Consider the following 20,097-nt stretch of genomic DNA (forward strand, 5'->3'; position numbering starts at 1 on the left):
CGAACGCTGTTAGAGCGCGGCGGCCGCGACGGTGGAATACACGTGCGGGGCGAGAATTCCGACCGAGCGCAGGTTGCGGTACTTCTCGTCATAGTCGAGGCCATAACCGACCACGAACTTGTTCGGAATGTTGAATCCGACGTATTTCACGTCGATGTCGACGCGCGCGGCATCCGGTTTGCGCAGCAGTGCGCAGATTTCAATGGATGCCGGACCGCGCGTTTTCAGGTTCGCCAGCAGCCACGAGAGGGTCAGGCCGGAGTCGATGATGTCCTCGACGATGAGCACGTTGCGGCCGGACAGGTCGGTGTCGAGGTCCTTGAGAATGCGCACGACGCCGCTGGACTGCGTGCCGGAGCCGTAGGAGCTGACCGCCATCCAGTCCATCGTGATCGGGTGGCGCAGTTCGCGGGCCAGATCGGCCATGACCATGACCGCGCCCTTGAGCACGCCGACCAGCAGCAGATCGGTGCCGGCGTAGTCGGCTTCGATCTCGCGGCTCATCTCGGCCAGGCGATCGCGGATCTGCTCCTCGCTGATCAGGATCTCGGTGAGGTCGCCGTCAATGTCGCGAGGTTCCATATGAAAGGTGCAGTCCATTTCTTCAGATTTATGCTGGCACGGAAAAAATCAACAATCCGCCCTGCCGTACAACTCTAATACCCGGCAGGCTGAGTGCCCCCTGTCCATGCCAATCGGTCACGAGGGCCGCCACCGCCAGGGTCTGCCGCCGGTCGAGCCACACCCCACACTCCTGCTCCACTCCCAATCGGATCACGCGCTGCCGCACCGCAGCCGGCTGGGCTGCGAGAGCGGCCGCGTCGATCGTGCCATGAGCCCAGTGCCTGCGCGCGACCGCGTCGGCCAGCTCATCGAGCGCGTCGGAATCCTCGCGCAGCGCCTGAGCGGTGCGGGCGAGCGCCACGGCGACGCCGGGACCGAGCTCGCTTTCCAGCAGCGGCAGCACGGTTTCGCGCGCCCGCACCCGGGCATAGCGCGGGTCGAAATTCTGCGGGTCGGTCCACGGCACTAGGCCGGCATCCGCACAGAATTGCCGGGTAGCGGCGCGACGGATGCCCAGCAACGGTCGCAAAATCGGCCCGGTTTGCGCCGCCATTCCGCGCAGGCTGGTCGGCCCGGAGCCCCGGGCCAGCCCGAGCAGCACGGTTTCGGCCTGGTCGTCGAGGGTATGACCGAGCAGTACGCCGCTCGCCCCGGTCTGCTCGAGCGCCGCAGCGAACGCCGCATAGCGTGCGGTGCGGGCGGCCGCCTCCGGGCCGGTTCCGTCGCCGTCGACCGTCACGCTCCAGACGAGCACGGGGTCGAGGCCAAGCTGGCGGGCGGTCTCGGCGGCTGCGACTGCGACATCCGCTGAACCGGTTTGCAGGTTGTGATCGACGATGACCGCGCCGGCACGGATACCCGCGCGCCCGGCCTCGAAGGCGGTCGCCGCGGCCAGCGCGAGCGAATCGGCGCCGCCGCTCAGGCCGACCAGCACGAGTCCCTCGGTCGGCAGCAACGCGCGCACGGCCCGGCGAATGTCGGCGATGGCCGGGGTTAGGCGCGGGCGGCGGGAAGACTTCATCCAGTAACGTTATCCGCAGACTTAGATCAAGGGAGAAACAACGCCATGGCCGAATACGACGCAGTTATCGAAATCCCCCGCGGGAGCCGCAACAAGTACGAGGTAGACCACGAAACCGGACGGGTGTATCTCGACCGGGTGCTCTACACGAGCTTCATGTACCCCACCGACTATGGCTACTTCGAGAACACCCTCGGCCTCGACGGCGACCCGGTCGACGTGCTCGTGCTGCTCGACTACCCTTTGTTTCCGGGCGTTGGCGTCTCGGTGCGCCCTGTCGGTGTGTTCAACATGACCGATGATGGCGGTTCAGATGCCAAGGTCATCGCCGTTCCGGCCGGTGACCCGCGCTGGGATCACATTCAGGATGTCCTCGACATTCCGGAGTACACCCGCAAGGAGATCGAGCACTTCTTCGAGCACTACAAGGATCTCGAGCCGGGCAAGTGGGTCAAGACGGAGGGCTGGGGCGACGCCGCCGAAGCCGATCAGATCATTGTCGACGGCATCGCGAAGCTCGCCGCTGAGGGTCACTAACCCGCAGGAGCTTCCTGAGGGGGCGCAAATCGACCTAAAACCGGTTTCGGATGGACGGTTTGCGCCCCTTCAGCGCCAAACAGCAGGCGGGCGCTACGAACAGGGGCTCCGGTCACCGGTTATCCGGCGGCAGGGGCCCCTGTTGGTGTCCGGTTCGGGGCCCCCGCCCGCAGCGGGCCCTCGGCCTGCCAGTAGCCCCCACCCCTCGGGGGTGGCATCAGGAAATCCGCCAAGTGCCGGTGCGGTCGTCGCACTGGTCCTCTGGCCATCGAGCGATCCCGTGAAGATCTCCAGCATTAGCTACACGTCCGGCCTCATGCGGGGCCTGAGAGCTCCGCGCTACGCTGCGGGGCGCCCGACGTAGGGCGCAACAGCCCAGGACGACCAGATGCTGTGCACCCGCACGCGCGCCGAGGGGTTCGGGGCTTCGATAACCTGCCCGCCGCCGACGTAAATCGCCACGTGGTAGTAGTTTCCGGGGCTGCCCCAGAACACCAGGTCGCCCACCTGCACCTGCGCGAAGGAGACGAGCTTGCCCTGCCGCGCCATGGTGTTGTACTGGTCCGTGGCTGAGTGGGTGCCGATGTAGACGCCCGCCGCGGCGTAAGCCGCCTTGGTCAGACCCGAGCAGTCCCAGGCGTCGGGGCCGGAGCCGCCGAAGACGTACCGGTCGCCGAGCTGGTCGCTGGCGAAGGCGAGAGCGGTGTCCACGACACTCGCATTCGGCACCGGAACGGTCGTACCGCCGCCGGCCGGAGCGCTCGGCACGCTCGGCACGACGGGAGTGGCCGCGCCAGACCCTGAACCACTGCCGAAACCGGACCCAGAACCCGAGGCGGAACCGCTGCCCGAGCCGGAACCCTCAGCGGCCGCGGCGTCCTGCGCCGCTTGCGCTGCTGCGGCAGCCGCAGCAGCCGCTATTGCAGCAGCCGAGGCCTGAGCCTGCGCGAACGCCTTCGCTGCAGCGGCCGCTTCTTCGCCGACGTGAAAGCTACGCTCAGCCTCGGCCGTGGTGTCCTTGAGCAGGGCGAGCTGCTCGAACAGCTCGCTCGACCGGCGTTGCTGAGTGTCGTAGGCTGCCTCGGCCGCCGCTGAGCTGGCAGCCGCCGCCTCAAAGGTGGTCTTGGACTCTGCGGTGAGGCGTTCGCGTTCGTCGGTGGCCGACGCCGCCTGGTCGCCGAGCGACTCGGCCGCGTTCTGGTCCTGGCGCGCTTCGGTGTAAATCTGCTCGGACTGCTCGCTGAGCTTGCTGGCTGTACCGAGCTGGCTGAGCAGGTCATCGGCGCTGTTGCCGCTCAGGAACAGGTTGAGTGAGAGACCGTTGCCGCCGGACTTGGCGAGGTGGGCCGCGATCAGGCCGGCCCGCATCTTCGACGTCGCAGCGGCAGCCTCTGCCTTTTTCGCCTGCGCGTTCAGGCTGGCTTCCCGCTCGGTGGCGGCAGCCAGGGAGTCCTGGGTGATGCGATATTCCTCGGCCGCCATCTGTGCGGTCGTCACGGCGGTCGCCGCCTGGGCGGCCAAACCGTCCAGCAGCTCACCCAGCGTGGCAATTTCGGCCTGCTTGGTCGACTCGTTCTGCTTGGCCTTTTCGACGTCGTTCCAGCTCGGGTAGTCCGGCGCGGCAAACGCCGCCCCGCCGGCCGCGGCAACGGATGCCGTCACGGCCGAGACCGCGCCGATCGCGACGGCCGAGAACAGGCGCTTCGATCGTGTGTGAACTCGTGCACGTGCAGTGGTGCTCGGTAACGCTGCGGTATTCCCTGCAGGTGTGCTGTTGTTAGCCAAGTGCTGCTCCCCGGTCGGCCATGAATGGAACGGGATTGATGCGGTTTCCACCAATCCAAACTTCGAAGTGCAGGTGGCAGCCGTTGGCGGCCCCGGTCTGTCCGGAGCTGGCGATGAGCTGCCCCGCCGATACCGACTGGCCGACTCCCACGTTGTACCCGCCGTCGCGAATGTGGGCGTAGCCGGTCGAGACGTTGTCGCCGTGGCTGATCTTCACGAAGTTACCGTAGGTGCCGAGGCGCCCGGCCCAGGTGACGACGCCGGCGTGGGCGGCGTAGATGGGCGCGCCGCAGCCGGTGCCGAGGTCTGTCGCGTAGTGAAAGCTTCCGCTGCACTGTCCGCCGTCGCCGCAAATGGTCGAGCGGGGGCCGTAGCCGCCGGTGATGCGTCCGCTGGCCGGAACGCCCCAGCCGGACATGCTCACGGTTCCGCCGGAGCCGCCGCTGGCGCGCGCTGCAGCCGCTGCCACCCGGGCCGCCTCGGCCTCGGCCGCCACCCGGATCGCTTCGAGGCGGGCGCGCTCGGCCACACCGGCCTCGTAGCCGGCCGTAGTCGTGGCCTGGGCGTCGCGCATGAACTGCAGCTGCTGCTCCAGTTCGATGCCCTTGGCCTCAGATTCGGCGAGGGCATCGGCCGCCGCCTCGGCCGCTGCCTGGGCCGCGACGAGGGCAGCCTCGGCGGCGACGCGCAACACTTCGCGTTCCGACTGGGCGACCTTGGCCTGGTCGCCGAGTGACTGGGCGTTATTCATGGCGGACTGAGCCTCGACGTACACATCCGAACTGCGCTCAACCAGCTTGCTCATACTGCCGAGTTTTGCCAGCAGCAGGTCGGCGTCGGCGCCGTCCCCCTCACCTTCCAGGAACAGGTTGACACTCAGGTCCGTGCCGCCGGTGCGGTAGAGCTGGGCGGCGAGCTGGCCGGCCTGCTTGGTGGCGGCATCCGCTGTGGCCTTGCTGTCGTCTGCCTGCTTCTGGATGTCCTCGGCACGACGGGTGGCATCGTCAAATTCTCGCTGCGCGTCTTCGAGTTCGATGGCGCTCTTCTCGGCGGCGGCCTGGGTCTCCTGCACCTGCACCTGCAGGCCAGCGATGAGATTCTCGATCGCGGTCACCTGCGCGGCGGCGGCACTGGTGTTCGCCTTGGCGTTCTGCAGATCCTGCCACGAGGGGTAATCGACGGCCCGCGCCGGGGCGGCCGGGGCAACCAGCGTGACCAGAAGAGTCATGGCTGCGACGACGCTGGTCAGCGCCAGGGCGTGCCGAGGCCACCGACTGCCCGCTCGAAAACGGCTGGCCGGAGGGTTTCCGGAGCGGCGGATCACGGCTGTAGAACGAATCATTGTTTCCCACCGGGCTTTCCAGCTGCAGCTTGCGCCGCAGCAGACTCTTCAGAGTAACAAATTGAGCAGGTTTCGCCCAGTTTCAACGCCGAATCTAACTCGCGAAAAGGGCTGTGGCCCGCACATTTGTGGGCGCGGTGCGAATTGGCGTCACAAAATGGGCAGCTTTCAAGCGGATGCTGCGCGCGTCGATTTGGCCTTCGCCCCACAAGACCGTATGCTTACTCTTCGGCAGCCATGAACTTTATGGCTCACGGCCCCATCGTTTAGCGGCCTAGGACGGCGCCCTTTCACGGCGTTAACACGGGTTCGAATCCCGTTGGGGCTACGCAAACTGCACGTGCACACAGAGTAAGTGAAAAAGTAGCAAAGAAATAGAATAGTCTTACCAAGTGCCTCGCACACAGATTCACAATTTTCACCTCGAGGCCCTGTAGCGCAGTTGGTTAGCGCGCCGCCCTGTCACGGCGGAGGTCGCCGGTTCAAGTCCGGTCAGGGTCGCAAAGGAAATATAGCCCTTTCGAAAGGAAGGGCTTTTTTCTTAGAAGACACGTTTTGACGTATCTTTGGGGCCCTGTAGCTCAGTTGGTAGAGCGTTCGACTGAAAATCGAAAGGTCACCGGATCGACGCCGGTCGGGGCCACCACCGCCACTTCCTGGGAAACTCACTCGTGAGGGACTCGGGGAGTGGCCTTTTTTATGCCCGGTCCGAGTCTCGGGCATCGCGCCCTCGACAGGGCGGGTGCGAGCTGCAGCTCACTCGAATCGTTGTCGTCGGGTCCCTGCGGCCCGGCTAGCGTAGCCAAAAGTGCCGCGTCGAAATCGGTATCTCCGCGCCGTTTGTCGATGAGAGTGCCGGCATCCGTCGGCTCATCCACCAGACGCGCTGGAGATCCAGAGCAATAGGCTGATGAAATGCCAGAATCGATCGAAAATTTGTGGCCGCCGTTTGGGCTCAGGATCGCCTGCGGCCCGGTGACCTTGGCGCCTGTTCGCGACGGCGAGATGGCCCTGAGCCAGAAACTGGTTCTGACTGCAGAAACGCTGTGCCGACCCAGGCACGAGCTCACGGTCGCAGGCTTGACACTTCTCAAGCGGATGACCCTCGTCGTCGACGGGCAGACCATCAGGCACGTGTTTTATCCCGTCTTCCCGGCGGACGCTCATGCAGAACAAGTCCGTGCCTGGCTGCGAGCAAATCCCGCGGACTAATGTCCCGAGACCAATCGCTGCCGGTCACCGTTTCAGGAAGCGCCCGTACGCGGAATCGAGCGGGACGGACCATCCGTTCACGAGGCAGCGCGCATCAGGTGCCGAACCTGGCAGCACCGACATCATCCGAAAGGAACACCTAGGCTCAAGTGATGACCCCGCGCACCGTCCTTATCCTGCTCGACGTCGATGGGGTACTGAACCCGCGGGTCGTCAGCCAGCGGCTCGTGCTCGATGCACCCCGCCAGGAGCTGGTGCGGCAGCTCGCCGAGCTGGGATCCATCGTCTGGGCGACCACCTGGTCCCCCACCCACACCTTTCACCTGACCCGGGACCTCGGCCTGGCAGCAGACACCGAGGGCATCGCCTTTCCGCGCAACCTGCACGCCGATCCGTCAGCTCCCGCACCGACGGCGAAGCTCCACTGGGTCGCCCGCTGGCTGGCCCGGCAAGAGCCGCAGCCCGACGCGGTGATCTGGATCGATGACATCCTGCGCCAGGATGCCGTCAGGTGGGCGGCCGCCGAGGCGCGACCCACGCTTCTGGTGCAGCCCGACATGAACATCGGGCTCACCGCCGCGCAGATCGCCGACGTGCAGCGCTTCATCGCGGGCCTGGTGCCGACCGACACACCCACCAACCCACGGAGCGAGTCATGACCAGCACACCATCAGTGATCGTATTCGATGTCAACGAGACTCTCTCCGACATGTCCCCGCTGAGCGCCCGATTCGTGGAGATCGGCGCCCCGGCCGAACTGGCGCGAATCTGGTTCGCCGCGCTGCTGCGGGATGGGTTCGCCCTCGCTGCCGCGGGTGGAACTGCAAAATTCGCGGCGATCGGTTCGGAGGTTCTGCGCGGACTGCTCCGCAATGTGGCGCTCACCCGCAGTCTCGACGATGCCGTGAACCACATCATGAACGGCTTCCAATCGTTGAGCCTGCATCCGGACATCGCTGACGGAATCCGGGCCCTGAAAAGCGCGGGGATGCGCCTCGTGACATTGTCCAACGGATCGGATCAGGTAGCCGAGTCCCTGCTGACCCGGGCCGGGCTGCGGAGCGACTTCGAGGCCGTACTCACGGTAGAAGACGCCCCAGCGTGGAAGCCGGTTCAGGCCGCCTATGACTATGCCGCGGTTGCGTGCGGGGTGATAGCGGCCGACCTGGTGCTGGTGGCCGTGCATCCCTGGGACATCCACGGGGCGGCCAGGGCGGGCCTGGGCACCGCGTGGTTGAACCGTACGGGCGAGGCCTACCCGAGCTACTTTGCGGCACCGGACCACACGATCACCGCTTTGAGCGACCTCGCCCGTCAACTCAAATAGGGTACGAATGTGGCCGCTGAACGCCGGTTCGTGTCCGTCTGCATCCAAAATGGGTACATGAGGACAATGACATTACCGAATACACACTTCCCGGTCTCCGACATCGTTCTCGGGCTGATGCGAATTGTTCCCCTCGCCGACCAGGAGATCCGATCCTTGGTTGGAGCCGCCCGAGACGCCGGCATAAATTTCTTCGATCACGCCGACGTGTATGGCGGCGAGCCCCACGAATGCGAGCGGCGTTTCGGCGACGCCATCACGTTTTCCGCCGAGGAACGGGCAAGCGTCGCCATCCAGTCCAAGGTCGGCATTCGATCGGGCTTCTGGGACTTCTCCAAGGAGCACATCCTACGGTCCGTCGACGAATCACTCGCGGCGTTGAAGACCGATTACCTCGACCTGCTGCTGCTACACCGTCCCGACGCGCTCATGGAACCCGATGAGGTCGCCGAAGCCTTCAAGATTCTGCACGATGCGGGAAAAGTGCTCAATTTCGGCGTCTCCAATCACACTCCGGGACAGGTTGAGTTGCTGAAGCATTCGGTGGTGCAACCGCTCATCGTCAATCAGGTGCAATTGAGCCTTACGCATGCGCCGCTAATCGCCGCCGGTGTTTCGGCCAACATGGCCGGCCTGGACCAGTCCATCGACCGGGACAACGGCATCCTCGACTACTGCCGACTCAACAACATTACGCTCCAGGCCTGGTCGCCTTTTCAGAAGGGTTTCTTCGACGGCATTTTTCTGAACGATCGCGAGAACTACGCCGCATTGAACGAGGTCATCGACGACCTCGCGCGAACCTATGATGCTCCCCCGGCTGCCATCGCCGTGGCCTGGATCACGCGGCATCCTGCCCATATGCAGGTCGTGCTCGGAACGACCAGCGTTCGGCACCTCGTCGATTCGGCCGCGGGGTCTGATATCACCCTCACCAGGGGAGATTGGTATCGACTCTTCACTGCCGCTGGACATATCTTGCCGTAGTCAGTCCCCTGCAACTCTTGGCGGTAAAAAAATGAATGTCGCACTCGGTCTTCTCACTCTCGTCGCCGTCGTCTGCGCGGCCAGTGCTCTCGCGAGGCGCCTGAACCTGTCCGTTCCACTGCTGCTGGTGGTCGTTGGAGTGATCGGCTCGTACCTGCCGTTCATTCCAGCGATCAAGCTGGATCCGGAACTGGTATTGGTGGGCATCCTGCCTCCATTGCTCTACGCGGCCGCCATTCGTACCTCCCTGGTCGAGTTCCGCACAAACCTGCGTTCTATCGCACTACTGTCGGTCGGCTACGTCATTTTCGGAACCGTAGCCATCGGCCTCATCGTCTGGTGGCTGATCCCGGAGATTCCGCTGGCTGCGGCGTTCGCCCTGGGCGCGGTGGTGGCTCCGCCGGACGCTGTAGCGGCGACCACGATTGCCCGTCGCGTTGGGCTACCGCGCCGGGTAGTGAGTCTTTTGGAGGGCGAGTCGCTGGTCAACGATGCGACCGCACTGGTGCTTCTTCGCACGGCGATCGTTGCTATTGGCGGCAGCGTCACCGTCTGGCAGGTGGCGTCTGACATCGCTTTGGCCGCCGGTGGAGGTATCGTGATCGGGCTGATCGCGGCGTGGCTCCTGTTGCAGATCCGAAAACGTGTGCGTAACGTCGCCATAAACACGTCCATGTCTCTCGCGGCCCCGTTCGTGGCCTATATCCCGGCGGAGGAAATCAACGCATCGGGCGTGTTGGCTGTCGTCGTGGCCGGCCTCGTGATCGGCACCAAGTCGCCAGCGATGCCCGGCGGCGCCTCCCGATTGAGTCAGCGCAGCAACTGGGCCACCGTCCAGTTTTTGCTCGAGAACTCCGTCTTTCTGCTGATCGGGTTACAGGTGCGCACAATTATTGAGGCGACCTCCGGCGATTCGCTTGGCGCCGCGCGCATCTGGGGCACCTGTATTGTCGTATTCGTCGCGGTTCTCCTGTTGCGCCCGGTGTGGGTGTTCCCGGCAATTTATCTGCCTCGGCTGATACCCAAAATTCGCGCGGCTGACCCCGCACCACCCTGGCAGTTGCCCACCATCGTGTCTTGGGCGGGTATGCGCGGCGTGGTCACCCTGGCTGCAGTCTTCGCCCTCCCAGAAGACGTGGCACACCGTCCCGTCCTTGTTCTCGCGGCCTTGGGAGTGGTGGCCGGAACGCTTGTTGTGCAGGGCCTCAGCCTGCCGTGGCTGGTACGCATCCTGGGTGTACGCGGACCAGATACGAAAGCGGATGCGCTCAGCCAGGCCGCTCTGATGGATCAGGCCACCGCCGCCGGGATCGAAAACCTGCGCCGGCACGGCCGGCCCGACGATCCTCCGGAGGTGCTCGAAATGCTCGAACGCCGCACGCAGGAACGCAACCGGGCGGCATGGGAGCGCCTTGGACGTTCGGAGCTCGCAGACCGCACTCCCAGCAAGCGCTACGTCCAGTTACGGCTGCTCATGCTCGACGCGGAGCGGGCCAAAGTCCTAAAACTGCGCCGTACCGGCGAGTACGCCCACGAGGTGATCGGTGAAGTGCTTGAGATGCTCGATGTCGAGGAATCCATGTTGGATTCCTCGTCCGAAGACATCGGTGTCGACTTACGCGCCGAGACCCAACCCGCGACCCGGCCCGACAGCGCTGGAGTCCCGCTGGGAGCGGGCGGCTGCGAGCATTTACGGGCCGTCGGTGAACATCCAGTGCCGCAGGACCCGGAGTGCGGCGACTGTGTGCGCGAGGGCACCAGCCCGGTGCATCTTCGAATGTGCCTGCTGTGCGGAAACGTGGGGTGCTGCGATTCATCCGTGGGTCAGCACGCGACCAAGCATTTCCAACAGTCCGGCCACGCCATCATGTGCAGCGCCGAGCCGCGGGAATCATGGCGCTGGTGTTACGTTGACGAACTCCTCGGCTAGCGCGTGCTCGTCGACTCGTTGTAGGAACCGTTCCCGAGAGCTGCAGCTTTGGGCGGGGTGTCGACGAGTTTGAGGCCGACGATGCAGCCGATCAGGCCGAGCAGCAGCGCGATCTTCAGCCACGACACACTCGCATCGCCGCTGATCATGGCCCAGGCCACGGTGAGGGCCGCGCCGATGCCGACCCAGACGGCGTAGGCCGTTCCGATCGGAATCTCCCGCATCGCCCAGGCCAGACCGCCCATGCTGAGTGCGAGCGCACCGCCGAAGATAATGGTCGGCCACAATTTGCTGAAGCCCTCGGACTTGCCGAGCGCCGTCGCCCAGACAGCTTCCAGCACTCCGGACGCAATGAGTACGATCCACGACATGACTGCTACTCCTCGGCCAGTCTTGTCTTGTGCCGGGTACTGATCCGTCGTCCGGGGCCGCGTTTCGCGACCTCCCTCGACCATAGGCAGACCCACTGGGCAACGCCTGTGCAGAGCCGCGCGAAACAAGCGGATGCCGCAGCAGCCGTTCACCCGCACCAGCCGCTACGCGATAAACGCGCGATAGGCGGGGTCGTTCGCGCGCAGCACGCGCAGCACGTTCTGGTAGCCGAGCTTGGCCAGGTCGGCGTCGCTCCAACCGCGACGCGACAGCTCGGCGAACAGGTTCGGGTACTCCGAGACGTCGGCCAGACCAACGGGCATGTCGGGGCAGCCGTCGAAGTCGCCGCCGAGTCCGATGTGGTCGACGCCGGCCACACTCCGGGCATGCTCAACATGGTCTGCAACGTGCGCGACCGTCACGAGCGGCTTGTCCCCCGCCGAGCCCTCGTCTTCCCAGCGTCGGTAGTCGGCCGAGATGAACGCGGGCACGAAGGTGATCATCTGCACACCATTGTTGGCCTTGAGCTGGGTGAGAATCTGATCCGGCACGTTCCGCGGGTGGGGGTTGAGGGCAAAGCACGACGAGTGGCTGAAGATGAGCGGCAGCTCGGTCGCGTCGAGCGCGTCCTGCATGGTCGCGGCCGAGACGTGCGAGAGGTCGATCATCATGCCGATGCGGTTCATCTCCGCGATGACTGCTCTACCTCGATCATTCATTCCGTCGTGGGTCACATCGCCCACTGCTGCGTCAGCCCAGTCGGTAGAGGAATTCCAGGTCAGCGTCATATACCGCACACCCAGGCGGGCGTATTCGCGCAGCACGGCGAGCGAGTTGTTGATCTGATTGCCGCCTTCAACGCCCAGCAGCGACGCGATTCTTCCATTCAGCTGGGCGCGCTCGACGTCGTCGGCCGTGACGGCCCACTCGAAGTCGTCGGGATACGCGGCAATCAGGCGGTGAATGAAGTCGATCTGCTCGAGGGTTGCCTGGACCGAATCCGTCCCCTCCAGATCGGTGTGCACCCAAACCGACCAGAACTGGCCGTGTACGCCCCCGCGACGCAACTTGGGGACATCCGTTTGAAGCGCGCTGCGCCCGGAATCCTGCTCGGAATCGAGTCCGCTGACGGAATAGTCACGATGCGCGCGGCAGGCCCAGGCAAGATCGTTGTGCCCGTCAATGACAGGAAATCTCGTAAATCTTTCGGTCATGTGAATTCTCCCCGGCAATGCGTTGGCTCCGATCAGCCTACGACCCGCGCCGTGCGGGTGCGCGGCCGCCGATAACGCCCCAGTGTGCCGCAATACCGCACGTTGATGAGACTCCGAGCCGTTCGTGGCGACACAAACATGACCCGTCACGCACTGCCCCACCCGGCACGGGTAATCTGCCCCCAGTTGAGGTTACAGCGCGGCCGACTTGAATCGGGGTAGTCTCTGCCAGTAAGTTGCTGAGAAAGAATCAGCTTCACTGCCGCGCTCCACCGAGAGACAAGTGCCAGCATCGTCACCTTGTCACTAAAACCACCTGTTCCTGTAAACCCGACTGCAGGGAATGCAACGTGACACACACCCCGACCCGTCACTCCACCGTCAGCGCAGCCTGCGTCAGGCCGGTGCCGAGCGCACCCGATTGCCCCTATCTGGCCGCGCCCTGGCGTTCGATCACACCGGGAAGCACGCATGAGTGAACCCGACTCCCCCGCGCCACTCCCGGTAGGCGATTCCCTTTCTCGCACGCCGAAGCTCCGTCTCGTCGACCAGGCCGCGTCAGCCACCCGCGACATCGCGCTCGACACCCCGTCGTCGGGACTCATCTGGGCGCGCCGGTACCGCACGAAGCTGCGACTGACCGATGTCACCGTCATCGTGTTGGCCGTGGCTGTTGCCCTGGTCTTTCGGTTCGGTGTGCGCGGTATTCCGGCCGTTCCCGGATCGTTCAGCGCCAATTATTGGCTGGTGTCCCTGCTGATCGTGGTGACCTGGCTCGTCGCTCTCGAGCTGTTCCATACCCGCGATTCGCGCGTGGTGGGTGTGGGAGCGCACGAGTACAAACAGGTGGTGAATGCGAGCGCCGTGACCTTCGGCATGCTCGCCATCGCCTTTCTCATCTTGCAGGTTGACATCGCACGCCTCTTTTTCATTCTCGCGCTGCCCCTCGGCGTCATCGCCCTGGTATTCGAACGGTGGTTGTGGCGCAAATGGCTGCTGCACCAGCGCGCGTTCGGCCACTATCTCGCCCGGGTCATCGTGGTGGGAAACCGGGAGGACGTTGAGTATGTCGTCAGCCAGATCGACACCAAGTCCGGCGCCGCGTACTACATCGTCGGGGCCGCACTCGAAGAGAGCGACAGCGCTGAGATAGCCGCTGGCGACCGCATGGTGCCGATCGTGTCCGATCTCGAACATGTCGCCGCGGCCGCATCGGCCATGGGCGTCGACACGGTCATCGTGGCCGGACAGCCCAGCGGTGGCAGCTCCTACATCCGCAACCTCGGCTGGGACCTCGAGGGCACGTCGGCCGAGCTCGTTCTCTCCAGCCGGCTAACGGATGTCGCTGGTCCCCGCATCCACTTCCGTCCCGTTGACGGCCTCCCGCTGATCCACGTCGAAATCCCCCGGTTCGAAGGGGGGCGTCATGCCCTCAAACGCACCCTGGACATCGTGACGACCGGACTCGCCATCGTGTTCCTGCTGCCCGTCCTGGCCGTGATCGCTGTGCTGATCAAGATCGACAGCCCCGGCCCGGTGCTGTTTCGCCAGGAGCGTTGCGGCCGCAATGGCCAGACCTTCCGCATGATCAAGTTCCGTTCCATGGTGGAGACGGCCGAAGACGACCTGGCTGGCCTCCTCGACCAGAACGAGGCCGCCGGGGTGCTGTTCAAGATTCGCAATGACCCACGCATCACCAAGATCGGCCGGGTGCTGCGCAAGTACTCGCTCGACGAACTGCCCCAGCTCTGGAACATCTTTGTGGGTGAAATGAGTCTGGTCGGCCCCCGTCCGCCGCTTCCGGAGGAAGTGCAGGGCTACGAGACCCACGTGCACCGACGCCTTTATATCAAGCCCGGTCTCACCGGCATGTGGCAGGTCAACGGACGTTCCAACCTGAGTTGGGAAGACAGCGTACGGCTCGACCTGTACTACGTCGAGAACTGGTCGCTGGCCGGCGATCTGATGATCATCTGGCGCACCTTCAAGACCGTCATCCAACCAGTAGGGGCGTATTGACATGACCGCGGGGACCGAACTCACTGCGCCCACCAGCCAACGACGCCTGCACATCGCAATGATCGGCACCCGCGGAGTACCCGCCACCTACGGTGGTTTTGAAACGGCCGTCGAGGAGATCGGCCGGCGAATGGTCGACCGCGGCCACGACGTAACCGTCTACTGCCGCCACACGGTGGAGCCGGCACCGAAAGAATATCTCGGCATGACGCTGGTTGAGCTGCCAGCCCTGCGGCACAAGATTCTCGAAACCCTCAGCCACACCGGGCTCTCGATGCTGCACGCGACCACCCATCGCCGCCCCGATGTCGCGTTCGTCTTCAACGCCGCCAATGCACCGTTCGTCCCGCTGTTGCGCCTGCGCGGAATTCCCAGCGTTGTGCACGTGGACGGACTCGAGTGGAAGCGCGACAAGTGGGGCCCAACCGGCCGCCGCTACTATCGGTGGGCCGAAGAGGTAGCTGTTCGTGAAGCGGATGCCCTGATCGCCGACGCGCAGGGAATCGTCGACTACTACCATGATGAGTTCGAGGTGCCCACCGAGCTGATCTCTTACGGCACCAAGATTCTTACGGACACCCCGTGCGATCGGCTCGCCGAACTCGGCCTCCGCCCCGGCGGCTACCACCTCGTCGTCGCTCGGTTCGAGCCGGAGAACCATGTCGATGTGATCGTCGAAGGCTACCGGGCCAGCGGCGCCCTACTTCCGCTCGTGGTGGTCGGCTCTGCACCGTACGCGGTCGATCACATCAATCGCATTGCCGACCTGGCCGCCTCCGATTCGCGTATCCGCATGATCGGAAGCGTCTGGGACCAGGGCCAGCTCGACCAGCTGTACGCGCACGCGCACACCTACCTACACGGCCATTCCGTCGGCGGAACCAACCCCTCGCTGCTGCGGGCGATGGGCGCCGGCACCAAGGTCATCGCCTGGGATGTCGTCTTCAACCGGGAGGTGCTCGGCACCCACGGTGCCTACTTCAGCCGGGCGGACTCGCTCGGCGCCCTGATCGAAGACTCCGAGCTCAGCCCCGATCGCACCGCCGAGGTCGGAACCGCGCTGCAGGAGCGGGCGGCGAAGTTATACAACTGGGACAGTGTCACGGCGAGCTACGAGGGCCTTGCCCGCCGTGTGGCCGCCGGCTACAGTACGCACCATCAGAGCAGCGGCCGTGCCGAGGAGTCAACCTGGAGCCTGCCCGAGACCATGAGCCGGCAACCGTCAACCGCACCGTCCAGGGGAATCACACTATGACCAGCACGCCAGCCCCGACCGCGCAGCCAACGGAAGGCTATTTCGACACCGTGCGCCGGTTGTCCTCCGCCCAGAAAACCGCCACCCGCGGTGCGCCGGCCTACTCGGTCTACGTGAACCGACGAGTCGGCCGTTACATCGCGGCCGGCGCCTATCGGATGGGGCTCAGCCCCAATAACGTGACGGCGATCAGCGCCGGCTTCACGTTCTGCGCCATCGGGCTGCTCGCGATCGGCGAGCCGAGCTGGCTGCTCGGCATCACCGTGTGGCTGCTGCTGGCCGTCGGCTACGCCTTCGACTCGGCCGATGGCCAGGTCGCACGATTGCGTGGTGGTGGCTCAGCCTCCGGCGAATGGCTTGACCATGTCATCGACGCCATCAAGATCTCCACGCTCCACCTGGCCGTGCTGATCACCGCGTTCACGCATTTTGCCCTCACTGATCCGGCCTTGCTGCTGGTTCCGATCGGGTTCACCGCGGTGGCGGCCGTATCGTTCTTCGCGATGATCCTGAACGACCTGCTCAAGGCCAAGCATGCTCCCCTGGCCCCGCCATCGACCGCTCGCCGCACGGTGCTGCGCTCGCTCCTGGGGGTGCCGACCGATTACGGTGTGCTCTGCCTCGCGTTTGTGCTGCTCGGCGCTCCCCCGCTGTTCTTCGGGGTGTACGCCGTGCTCTTTGTCGCTAACGCACTGTATCTGGCGCTCGCTTTGGCCAAGTGGTTTCGGGACATGACCGCGCTGGGCGGCGTCGGAGCGACCCAGCCATAGCTGGGCATCCGCTTGTATCTGGGCCGAGTATTCCAGCGCCCCTGAACTATCCGGCGACGTCCCTCCTACTGGGGGATGTGCTGCGGCCTGATGAATGTGAGTTTTGATCATCTTGATTGTAGTGTGGGCGCAACTGAACGGAGAATACTGTGGAACCGATCGACTATTTGAGGACCATCACGAGGCGATGGCTGATCATCCTTATTGTCGGGCTGCTCGGCGGTGCGGCAGCGTGGGGGTATGCGGCGAGCCTGCCCCCGCAGTTCCAGGCCACCAACAGTGTTTTCGTCACGAGCGATCGCGGTGAGACCACCAGCGAACTCCTGCAGACCTCCACCTTCACGCAGAATCTCGTACAGTCCTATGCGCAGCTCGCGACGACGCCGACCGTTCTCGGCCCGGTGATCACCCGATTGGGACTGGATACGACCACCCAGAGCCTCGCCGCCCAGGTTTCCGCCGTCACGCCGCTCAATACCGTATTCATCAATATCACCTCCACCAGCACGTCAGCGGAGCAGGCCGTCGAGCTGGCCGACGCCGTTTCACTGTCGCTCGCCACGACGGTGGAGAGCCTGGCACCCAAGGGCCCCGACAATTTGCCGTCGATCTCGGTGAAGACCGTGTCGCCCGCGCAACTCCCCGGTGCACCGTTTTCGCCCAATACCAGGCTCATCGTGCTCACCGGCCTGCTGCTCGGCCTCATGGTCGGCGTGCTCTACGCCCTGGCCCGGGAGGTTCTCGATACCCGGGTGAGCACGCAGAAGGACCTCGACCGGGTTTCATCGGACCCGCTGCTCGGCATGGTCGGGCGTAAGCGGCGCTCCGACCCCGCGGGCCTGGCCATGCGGGTCATGCCCCACAGCGCGCTGGCCGAGGCCTACCGCCGGGTGCGCGCCAATCTCGAATTCATCGACGTTGACAGCCCGCCGCGCAGTACAGTCGTCACCTCCGCCGTCGCTCGCGACGGAAAATCCACGACCGCGATCAACCTTGCGCTGGCCATGGCCGAGCGCTCCGCGAAGGTGCTACTGATCGACGCCGACCTGCGACGCCCGTCTATCGCCGAGCTGTGTGACCTCGAGGGCGACGTCGGCCTCACCACAATTTTGCTCGGCGACGTCGGACCCGAAGATGCCATCGTGCGCTGGTCCGATGGGCTCGATGTACTGCCGTCCGGCGCCGTCCCGCCTAACCCCGGGCGACTGCTCGGTTCGGCCGCGATGAAAACGCTGATGAAGCGCCTGCTCGAAGACTATGACTTCATCGTCGTCGACTCCCCTCCACTGCTTCCGGCGACCGACGCCCTCGGGCTGTCCCACCTCACCGACGGCGCCATCGTTGTGGCTCGCTACAAAACGACCACCCGTCAGCAGCTCACGACCACCCTCGAGTCCCTCGAAGCGGTCAACGCGCGCATTCTCGGTATTGTACTGAACCAGGTGCGCGAACATCGCGCCGAGGTCTACTACGGACCGCTCGCACCCGTGAAGGGAGTGTCTGCACCAATGACCGGACCGATCAACCGGGTCACGGCCACCCGAGCGCCCAAAGCCGCGTTCGATGACTCCGGCCGCCGAGACTCGGAATCGGCGCGGACCAAGTAGTGCGCGTCCTCCAGTCGTTTCCGGAGGGCCGCGCCACGACCAACCCCTACCTCGTTCAACTCGACCGGGGGCTGCGGGAGCACGTGAAGGTTGACGGATTCTCCTGGTGGCGTGCGTTGACGGCACCATACGACGTGTTCCATGTGCACTGGCCGGAGATTCTGCTGCAGGGGCGCACCCCGGCGCGAGCTCTGGCTCGGCGCCTGCTGTTCGCACTTCTGCTGACGCGACTGCGTCTCCGCCACACGGCCGTGGTTCGTACGCTGCACAACCTGCGCAGCCACGAAGAGAAGTCACCGACCGAGCGGCGCCTGCTGCAAGCGTTCGACCGCCAAACCACCCTGTGGATCCGGCTCAACGCGTTCACTCCGCTTCCGGCGGGCGCGCTCGAACGCACGATTGCACACGGCGATTACCGCGAGTGGCATGCCGGTCAGACCTGCCCCTCGACAGTTCCCGGTCGCCTGCTCTATTTCGGCCTGATTCGCCCCTATAAGGGCATCGACACACTGATCGAGTGCTTCACGGCGATAGCGGATACTGCGGAATCGTCCGCAACGCTGCGGATCGTCGGTCAGCCCCACACGCCAGAGCTGGCCCGAACGCTGGGAGCTCTGGCGGCCGGAGACCCACGCATCGAATTCAGCCTGGGCTACGCGAGCGACGAGGCGCTCGCCCACGAGATCGGCGAGGCCGAGCTGGTCGTCCTCCCGTACCTGGAGATGCACAATTCTGGCGCCGCACTGTTGGCCTTGTCTCTCGGCCGCCCCGTTTTGGTGCCGCGGAACGCTGTCACCGAGGCGCTGGCGAACGAGGTGGGCGGCGACTGGGTGTTGACCTACCCCGACACACTCTCGCCCGGGGACCTCACCGACGCGCTCGCCGCCGCTCGGTTCTCGCGCCACACGGCTCGTCCCGATCTCTCGGCCCGCACCTGGGAGACCGGCGTGGCCGGGCACCTGGAGGCGTACGAGTGCGCGGTGCGCGCCGTTCGAGCGCGCTGAGCGCCCATCCACCGAGCTGGCTTTTCTAGCGCGCCCCGACGAACATCCAGGCGTCGGCGGCCAGGCGCCCGTCGACCGCCGGCAGGTCGGCCGCGCCAGTTCCTACCCGCTTCTGCAGGGCGTGCATGACCGCGTTCGCCAGGGCCGGAACCCCGGCCCCGGGGGCGACGACGTCGTGGCCGTGCTCGGTGAGCCAGTCCGCGAGGCCGGTCTCCGAAGTTGTGACGATATTGCACCCGTGGGCCAGGCCCTCAACTATGGGCAGGCCAATTTGCTCGCGCCACGTTGCCGTTGGCTGAGACGGCAGGGCGAGCACTGTCCCGCGCCGCAGGTGAGCATGAATTTCACTGCGCGGCGGGTCGATGATGACCTCTATCGTCGGGTCCTGCTCGGCCGCTTGACGGGCCCGGTCTTCGAGTGCCCCCTTGCCGATGATGGTCAGCCGCGCTGCGGGAATGAGAGCGGTGACGCTCGGCCAGGCCGCAAGCAGTTCAGGAAAACCCTTCCGGGCCACGAGGGCTCCGAGAAAAACAACGCGCGGCTCGCCAGGGCCGGAATCGACCGGGCAGGCACACGGGGCGGGCAAAGCCGGGATGACGGTGCTCGTGGTTCCGGCCGACGGCCGACGCAGGGCGCTGCCGTAGGTAATTCTCGCGGCATCCGTGCCGAAGGCGATGCGATCGGTGTGCCGCCAGACAAACCGCGACAGGCGGCTGTTGGCGAAGCGCCGCAGTCGACCCTCCTCGCCGACCGGGCGGACCAGAGGATTTGAGTTTTCCATGGCGTAGCTGACGATCGTCGCGCGCGGGCCACCGAGCAGCGACCGCGCTCGCAGGCCGCTGATGGCCAGCGCACTGCCCCACACGCTTGAGAGCATAAGCGGTTCGTTGATTTCGAGGGTGGTCACCTTCGACCGGGCCAGTAGCCAGGCGGCGCGCACCGGACCGGCCTGCACGACGGTGAGCCCCTCCACCAGGGATTCGTGAAAGTCGTATCGTTTCGCCCGATAGAGAATGGTCGCCTCCGGCAACACATGGGCACGCTCAAGATAAGCGCTGCGCAGGGTTCGGTACAGCCTCGCCCGTGTGGTTATGATCCGCATTCTGCGCGGTCCCTTTCCTGCTCAGTGCCTGTCATCGAAATAGCGCCTT

18 protein-coding genes, 3 tRNA genes and 1 riboswitch are annotated in these 20,097 nt (G+C 65.0%); of the genes, 14 read left to right on the plus strand and 7 right to left on the minus strand.

Features of this window, described 5'->3' with window-relative positions:
- Positions 1 to 9 precede the first annotated feature (9 nt).
- Positions 10 to 582 carry a hypoxanthine phosphoribosyltransferase gene (gene hpt, locus E3T31_RS01300; protein ID WP_092451772.1) on the minus strand — a complete coding sequence of 191 codons (573 nt, stop codon included), beginning with the start codon at positions 580 to 582 and terminating at the stop codon, positions 10 to 12.
- 28 nt (positions 583 to 610) lie between these two features.
- Positions 611 to 1,585 carry a tRNA lysidine(34) synthetase TilS gene (tilS, locus tag E3T31_RS01305; protein WP_134467130.1) on the minus strand — a complete coding sequence of 325 codons (975 nt, stop codon included), beginning with the start codon at positions 1,583 to 1,585 and terminating at the stop codon, positions 611 to 613.
- A 45-nt stretch (positions 1,586 to 1,630) separates the two neighbouring features.
- Between tilS and ppa the strand changes: the two genes are divergently transcribed.
- Complete coding sequence (gene ppa, locus E3T31_RS01310; RefSeq protein WP_134467131.1) at positions 1,631 to 2,122, plus strand: inorganic diphosphatase; 492 nt, start codon at positions 1,631 to 1,633, stop codon at positions 2,120 to 2,122.
- Between the two features lie 339 nt (positions 2,123 to 2,461).
- On the opposite strand, the gene E3T31_RS01315 is transcribed toward ppa, so the two are convergent.
- Positions 2,462 to 3,907 carry an NlpC/P60 family protein gene (locus E3T31_RS01315; protein ID WP_134467132.1) on the minus strand — a complete coding sequence of 482 codons (1,446 nt, stop codon included), beginning with the start codon at positions 3,905 to 3,907 and terminating at the stop codon, positions 2,462 to 2,464.
- A complete protein-coding gene (locus E3T31_RS01320; RefSeq protein ID WP_241977469.1) occupies positions 3,900 to 5,249 on the minus strand; it encodes a M23 family metallopeptidase in 1,350 nt (449 codons plus the stop codon). The genes E3T31_RS01315 and E3T31_RS01320 overlap by 8 nt, the downstream gene beginning before the upstream one ends.
- Positions 5,250 to 5,504: 255 nt before the next feature.
- Between E3T31_RS01320 and E3T31_RS01325 the strand changes: the two genes are divergently transcribed.
- The 8 genes from E3T31_RS01325 to E3T31_RS01360 all read left to right on the plus strand — a co-directional run bounded on the left by E3T31_RS01325 (position 5,505) and on the right by E3T31_RS01360 (position 10,705).
- A tRNA-Glu gene (locus E3T31_RS01325) sits at positions 5,505 to 5,577 on the plus strand.
- 99 nt (positions 5,578 to 5,676) lie between these two features.
- Positions 5,677 to 5,750, plus strand: a tRNA-Asp gene (locus E3T31_RS01330).
- A gap of 69 nt (positions 5,751 to 5,819) precedes the next feature.
- A tRNA-Phe gene (locus E3T31_RS01335) sits at positions 5,820 to 5,895 on the plus strand.
- A gap of 269 nt (positions 5,896 to 6,164) precedes the next feature.
- Complete coding sequence (locus E3T31_RS01340) at positions 6,165 to 6,461, plus strand: hypothetical protein (protein ID WP_134467133.1); 297 nt, start codon at positions 6,165 to 6,167, stop codon at positions 6,459 to 6,461.
- A 152-nt stretch (positions 6,462 to 6,613) separates the two neighbouring features.
- Positions 6,614 to 7,120, plus strand: coding sequence for an HAD domain-containing protein (locus E3T31_RS01345; RefSeq protein ID WP_134467134.1), 507 nt, complete (start codon positions 6,614 to 6,616; stop codon positions 7,118 to 7,120).
- Positions 7,117 to 7,788 (plus strand): haloacid dehalogenase type II, encoded by a 672-nt coding sequence (locus tag E3T31_RS01350; protein WP_134467135.1) that lies wholly within the window; start codon positions 7,117 to 7,119, stop codon positions 7,786 to 7,788. Before E3T31_RS01345 ends, E3T31_RS01350 begins: the two co-directional genes overlap by 4 nt.
- 57 nt (positions 7,789 to 7,845) lie before the next feature.
- Positions 7,846 to 8,775 (plus strand): aldo/keto reductase family oxidoreductase, encoded by a 930-nt coding sequence (locus tag E3T31_RS01355; RefSeq protein WP_134467136.1) that lies wholly within the window; start codon positions 7,846 to 7,848, stop codon positions 8,773 to 8,775.
- A gap of 31 nt (positions 8,776 to 8,806) precedes the next feature.
- Positions 8,807 to 10,705 (plus strand): Na+/H+ antiporter, encoded by a 1,899-nt coding sequence (locus tag E3T31_RS01360; RefSeq protein WP_134467137.1) that lies wholly within the window; start codon positions 8,807 to 8,809, stop codon positions 10,703 to 10,705.
- Here E3T31_RS01360 and E3T31_RS01365 read toward each other — a convergent pair.
- On the minus strand, positions 10,702 to 11,076 hold the full coding sequence (locus E3T31_RS01365) for a multidrug efflux SMR transporter (RefSeq protein ID WP_134467138.1): 375 nt from the start codon (positions 11,074 to 11,076) through the stop codon (positions 10,702 to 10,704). The genes E3T31_RS01360 and E3T31_RS01365 overlap by 4 nt on opposite strands.
- 11 nt (positions 11,077 to 11,087) lie before the next feature.
- Positions 11,088 to 11,151: riboswitch (guanidine-III (ykkC-III) riboswitch) on the minus strand.
- 90 nt (positions 11,152 to 11,241) lie between these two features.
- Positions 11,242 to 12,291, minus strand: a complete 1,050-nt coding sequence (locus E3T31_RS01370; RefSeq protein ID WP_134467139.1) for a dipeptidase — start codon at positions 12,289 to 12,291, stop codon at positions 11,242 to 11,244.
- 471 nt (positions 12,292 to 12,762) lie between these two features.
- Here E3T31_RS01370 and E3T31_RS01375 point away from each other — a divergent pair, with 471 nt between their 5' ends.
- The 5 genes from E3T31_RS01375 to E3T31_RS01395 all read left to right on the plus strand — a co-directional run bounded on the left by E3T31_RS01375 (position 12,763) and on the right by E3T31_RS01395 (position 18,946).
- Positions 12,763 to 14,310, plus strand: coding sequence for a sugar transferase (locus tag E3T31_RS01375; RefSeq protein ID WP_134467140.1), 1,548 nt, complete (start codon positions 12,763 to 12,765; stop codon positions 14,308 to 14,310).
- A gap of 1 nt (position 14,311) precedes the next feature.
- Positions 14,312 to 15,565 carry a DUF1972 domain-containing protein gene (locus E3T31_RS01380; protein WP_134467141.1) on the plus strand — a complete coding sequence of 418 codons (1,254 nt, stop codon included), beginning with the start codon at positions 14,312 to 14,314 and terminating at the stop codon, positions 15,563 to 15,565.
- Positions 15,562 to 16,335 carry a CDP-alcohol phosphatidyltransferase family protein gene (locus tag E3T31_RS01385; protein WP_134467142.1) on the plus strand — a complete coding sequence of 258 codons (774 nt, stop codon included), beginning with the start codon at positions 15,562 to 15,564 and terminating at the stop codon, positions 16,333 to 16,335. Before E3T31_RS01380 ends, E3T31_RS01385 begins: the two co-directional genes overlap by 4 nt.
- 149 nt (positions 16,336 to 16,484) lie before the next feature.
- Positions 16,485 to 17,942 carry a polysaccharide biosynthesis tyrosine autokinase gene (locus E3T31_RS01390; protein WP_134467143.1) on the plus strand — a complete coding sequence of 486 codons (1,458 nt, stop codon included), beginning with the start codon at positions 16,485 to 16,487 and terminating at the stop codon, positions 17,940 to 17,942.
- Positions 17,942 to 18,946, plus strand: coding sequence for a glycosyltransferase (locus tag E3T31_RS01395; protein WP_166788353.1), 1,005 nt, complete (start codon positions 17,942 to 17,944; stop codon positions 18,944 to 18,946). The genes E3T31_RS01390 and E3T31_RS01395 overlap by 1 nt, the downstream gene beginning before the upstream one ends.
- Positions 18,947 to 18,971: 25 nt before the next feature.
- Here E3T31_RS01395 and E3T31_RS01400 read toward each other — a convergent pair whose 3' ends face one another.
- Positions 18,972 to 20,048, minus strand: a complete 1,077-nt coding sequence (locus tag E3T31_RS01400; RefSeq protein ID WP_134467145.1) for a glycosyltransferase — start codon at positions 20,046 to 20,048, stop codon at positions 18,972 to 18,974.
- Positions 20,049 to 20,097: the final 49 nt, after the last annotated feature.

It is taken from the genome of Cryobacterium sp. TMS1-13-1 (assembly GCF_004403125.1).
Classification (GTDB): domain Bacteria; phylum Actinomycetota; class Actinomycetes; order Actinomycetales; family Microbacteriaceae; genus Cryobacterium; species Cryobacterium levicorallinum.

What these genes read in the sequence shown, in the direction of transcription:
- hpt (WP_092451772.1), bottom strand. Translation starts at nt 582, where the DNA reads ATGGAACCTCGCGACATTGACGGCGACCTCACCGAGATCCTGATCAGC.
- tilS (WP_134467130.1), bottom strand. Translation starts at nt 1,585, where the DNA reads ATGAAGTCTTCCCGCCGCCCGCGCCTAACCCCGGCCATCGCCGACATT.
- ppa (WP_134467131.1), top strand. Translation starts at nt 1,631, where the DNA reads ATGGCCGAATACGACGCAGTTATCGAAATCCCCCGCGGGAGCCGCAAC.
- E3T31_RS01320 (WP_241977469.1), bottom strand. Translation starts at nt 5,249, where the DNA reads ATGATTCGTTCTACAGCCGTGATCCGCCGCTCCGGAAACCCTCCGGCC.
- E3T31_RS01340 (WP_134467133.1), top strand. Translation starts at nt 6,165, where the DNA reads ATGCCAGAATCGATCGAAAATTTGTGGCCGCCGTTTGGGCTCAGGATC.
- E3T31_RS01345 (WP_134467134.1), top strand. Translation starts at nt 6,614, where the DNA reads ATGACCCCGCGCACCGTCCTTATCCTGCTCGACGTCGATGGGGTACTG.
- E3T31_RS01350 (WP_134467135.1), top strand. Translation starts at nt 7,117, where the DNA reads ATGACCAGCACACCATCAGTGATCGTATTCGATGTCAACGAGACTCTC.
- E3T31_RS01355 (WP_134467136.1), top strand. Translation starts at nt 7,846, where the DNA reads ATGAGGACAATGACATTACCGAATACACACTTCCCGGTCTCCGACATC.
- E3T31_RS01360 (WP_134467137.1), top strand. Translation starts at nt 8,807, where the DNA reads ATGAATGTCGCACTCGGTCTTCTCACTCTCGTCGCCGTCGTCTGCGCG.
- E3T31_RS01365 (WP_134467138.1), bottom strand. Translation starts at nt 11,076, where the DNA reads ATGTCGTGGATCGTACTCATTGCGTCCGGAGTGCTGGAAGCTGTCTGG.
- E3T31_RS01370 (WP_134467139.1), bottom strand. Translation starts at nt 12,291, where the DNA reads ATGACCGAAAGATTTACGAGATTTCCTGTCATTGACGGGCACAACGAT.
- E3T31_RS01375 (WP_134467140.1), top strand. Translation starts at nt 12,763, where the DNA reads ATGAGTGAACCCGACTCCCCCGCGCCACTCCCGGTAGGCGATTCCCTT.
- E3T31_RS01380 (WP_134467141.1), top strand. Translation starts at nt 14,312, where the DNA reads ATGACCGCGGGGACCGAACTCACTGCGCCCACCAGCCAACGACGCCTG.
- E3T31_RS01385 (WP_134467142.1), top strand. Translation starts at nt 15,562, where the DNA reads ATGACCAGCACGCCAGCCCCGACCGCGCAGCCAACGGAAGGCTATTTC.
- E3T31_RS01400 (WP_134467145.1), bottom strand. Translation starts at nt 20,048, where the DNA reads ATGCGGATCATAACCACACGGGCGAGGCTGTACCGAACCCTGCGCAGC.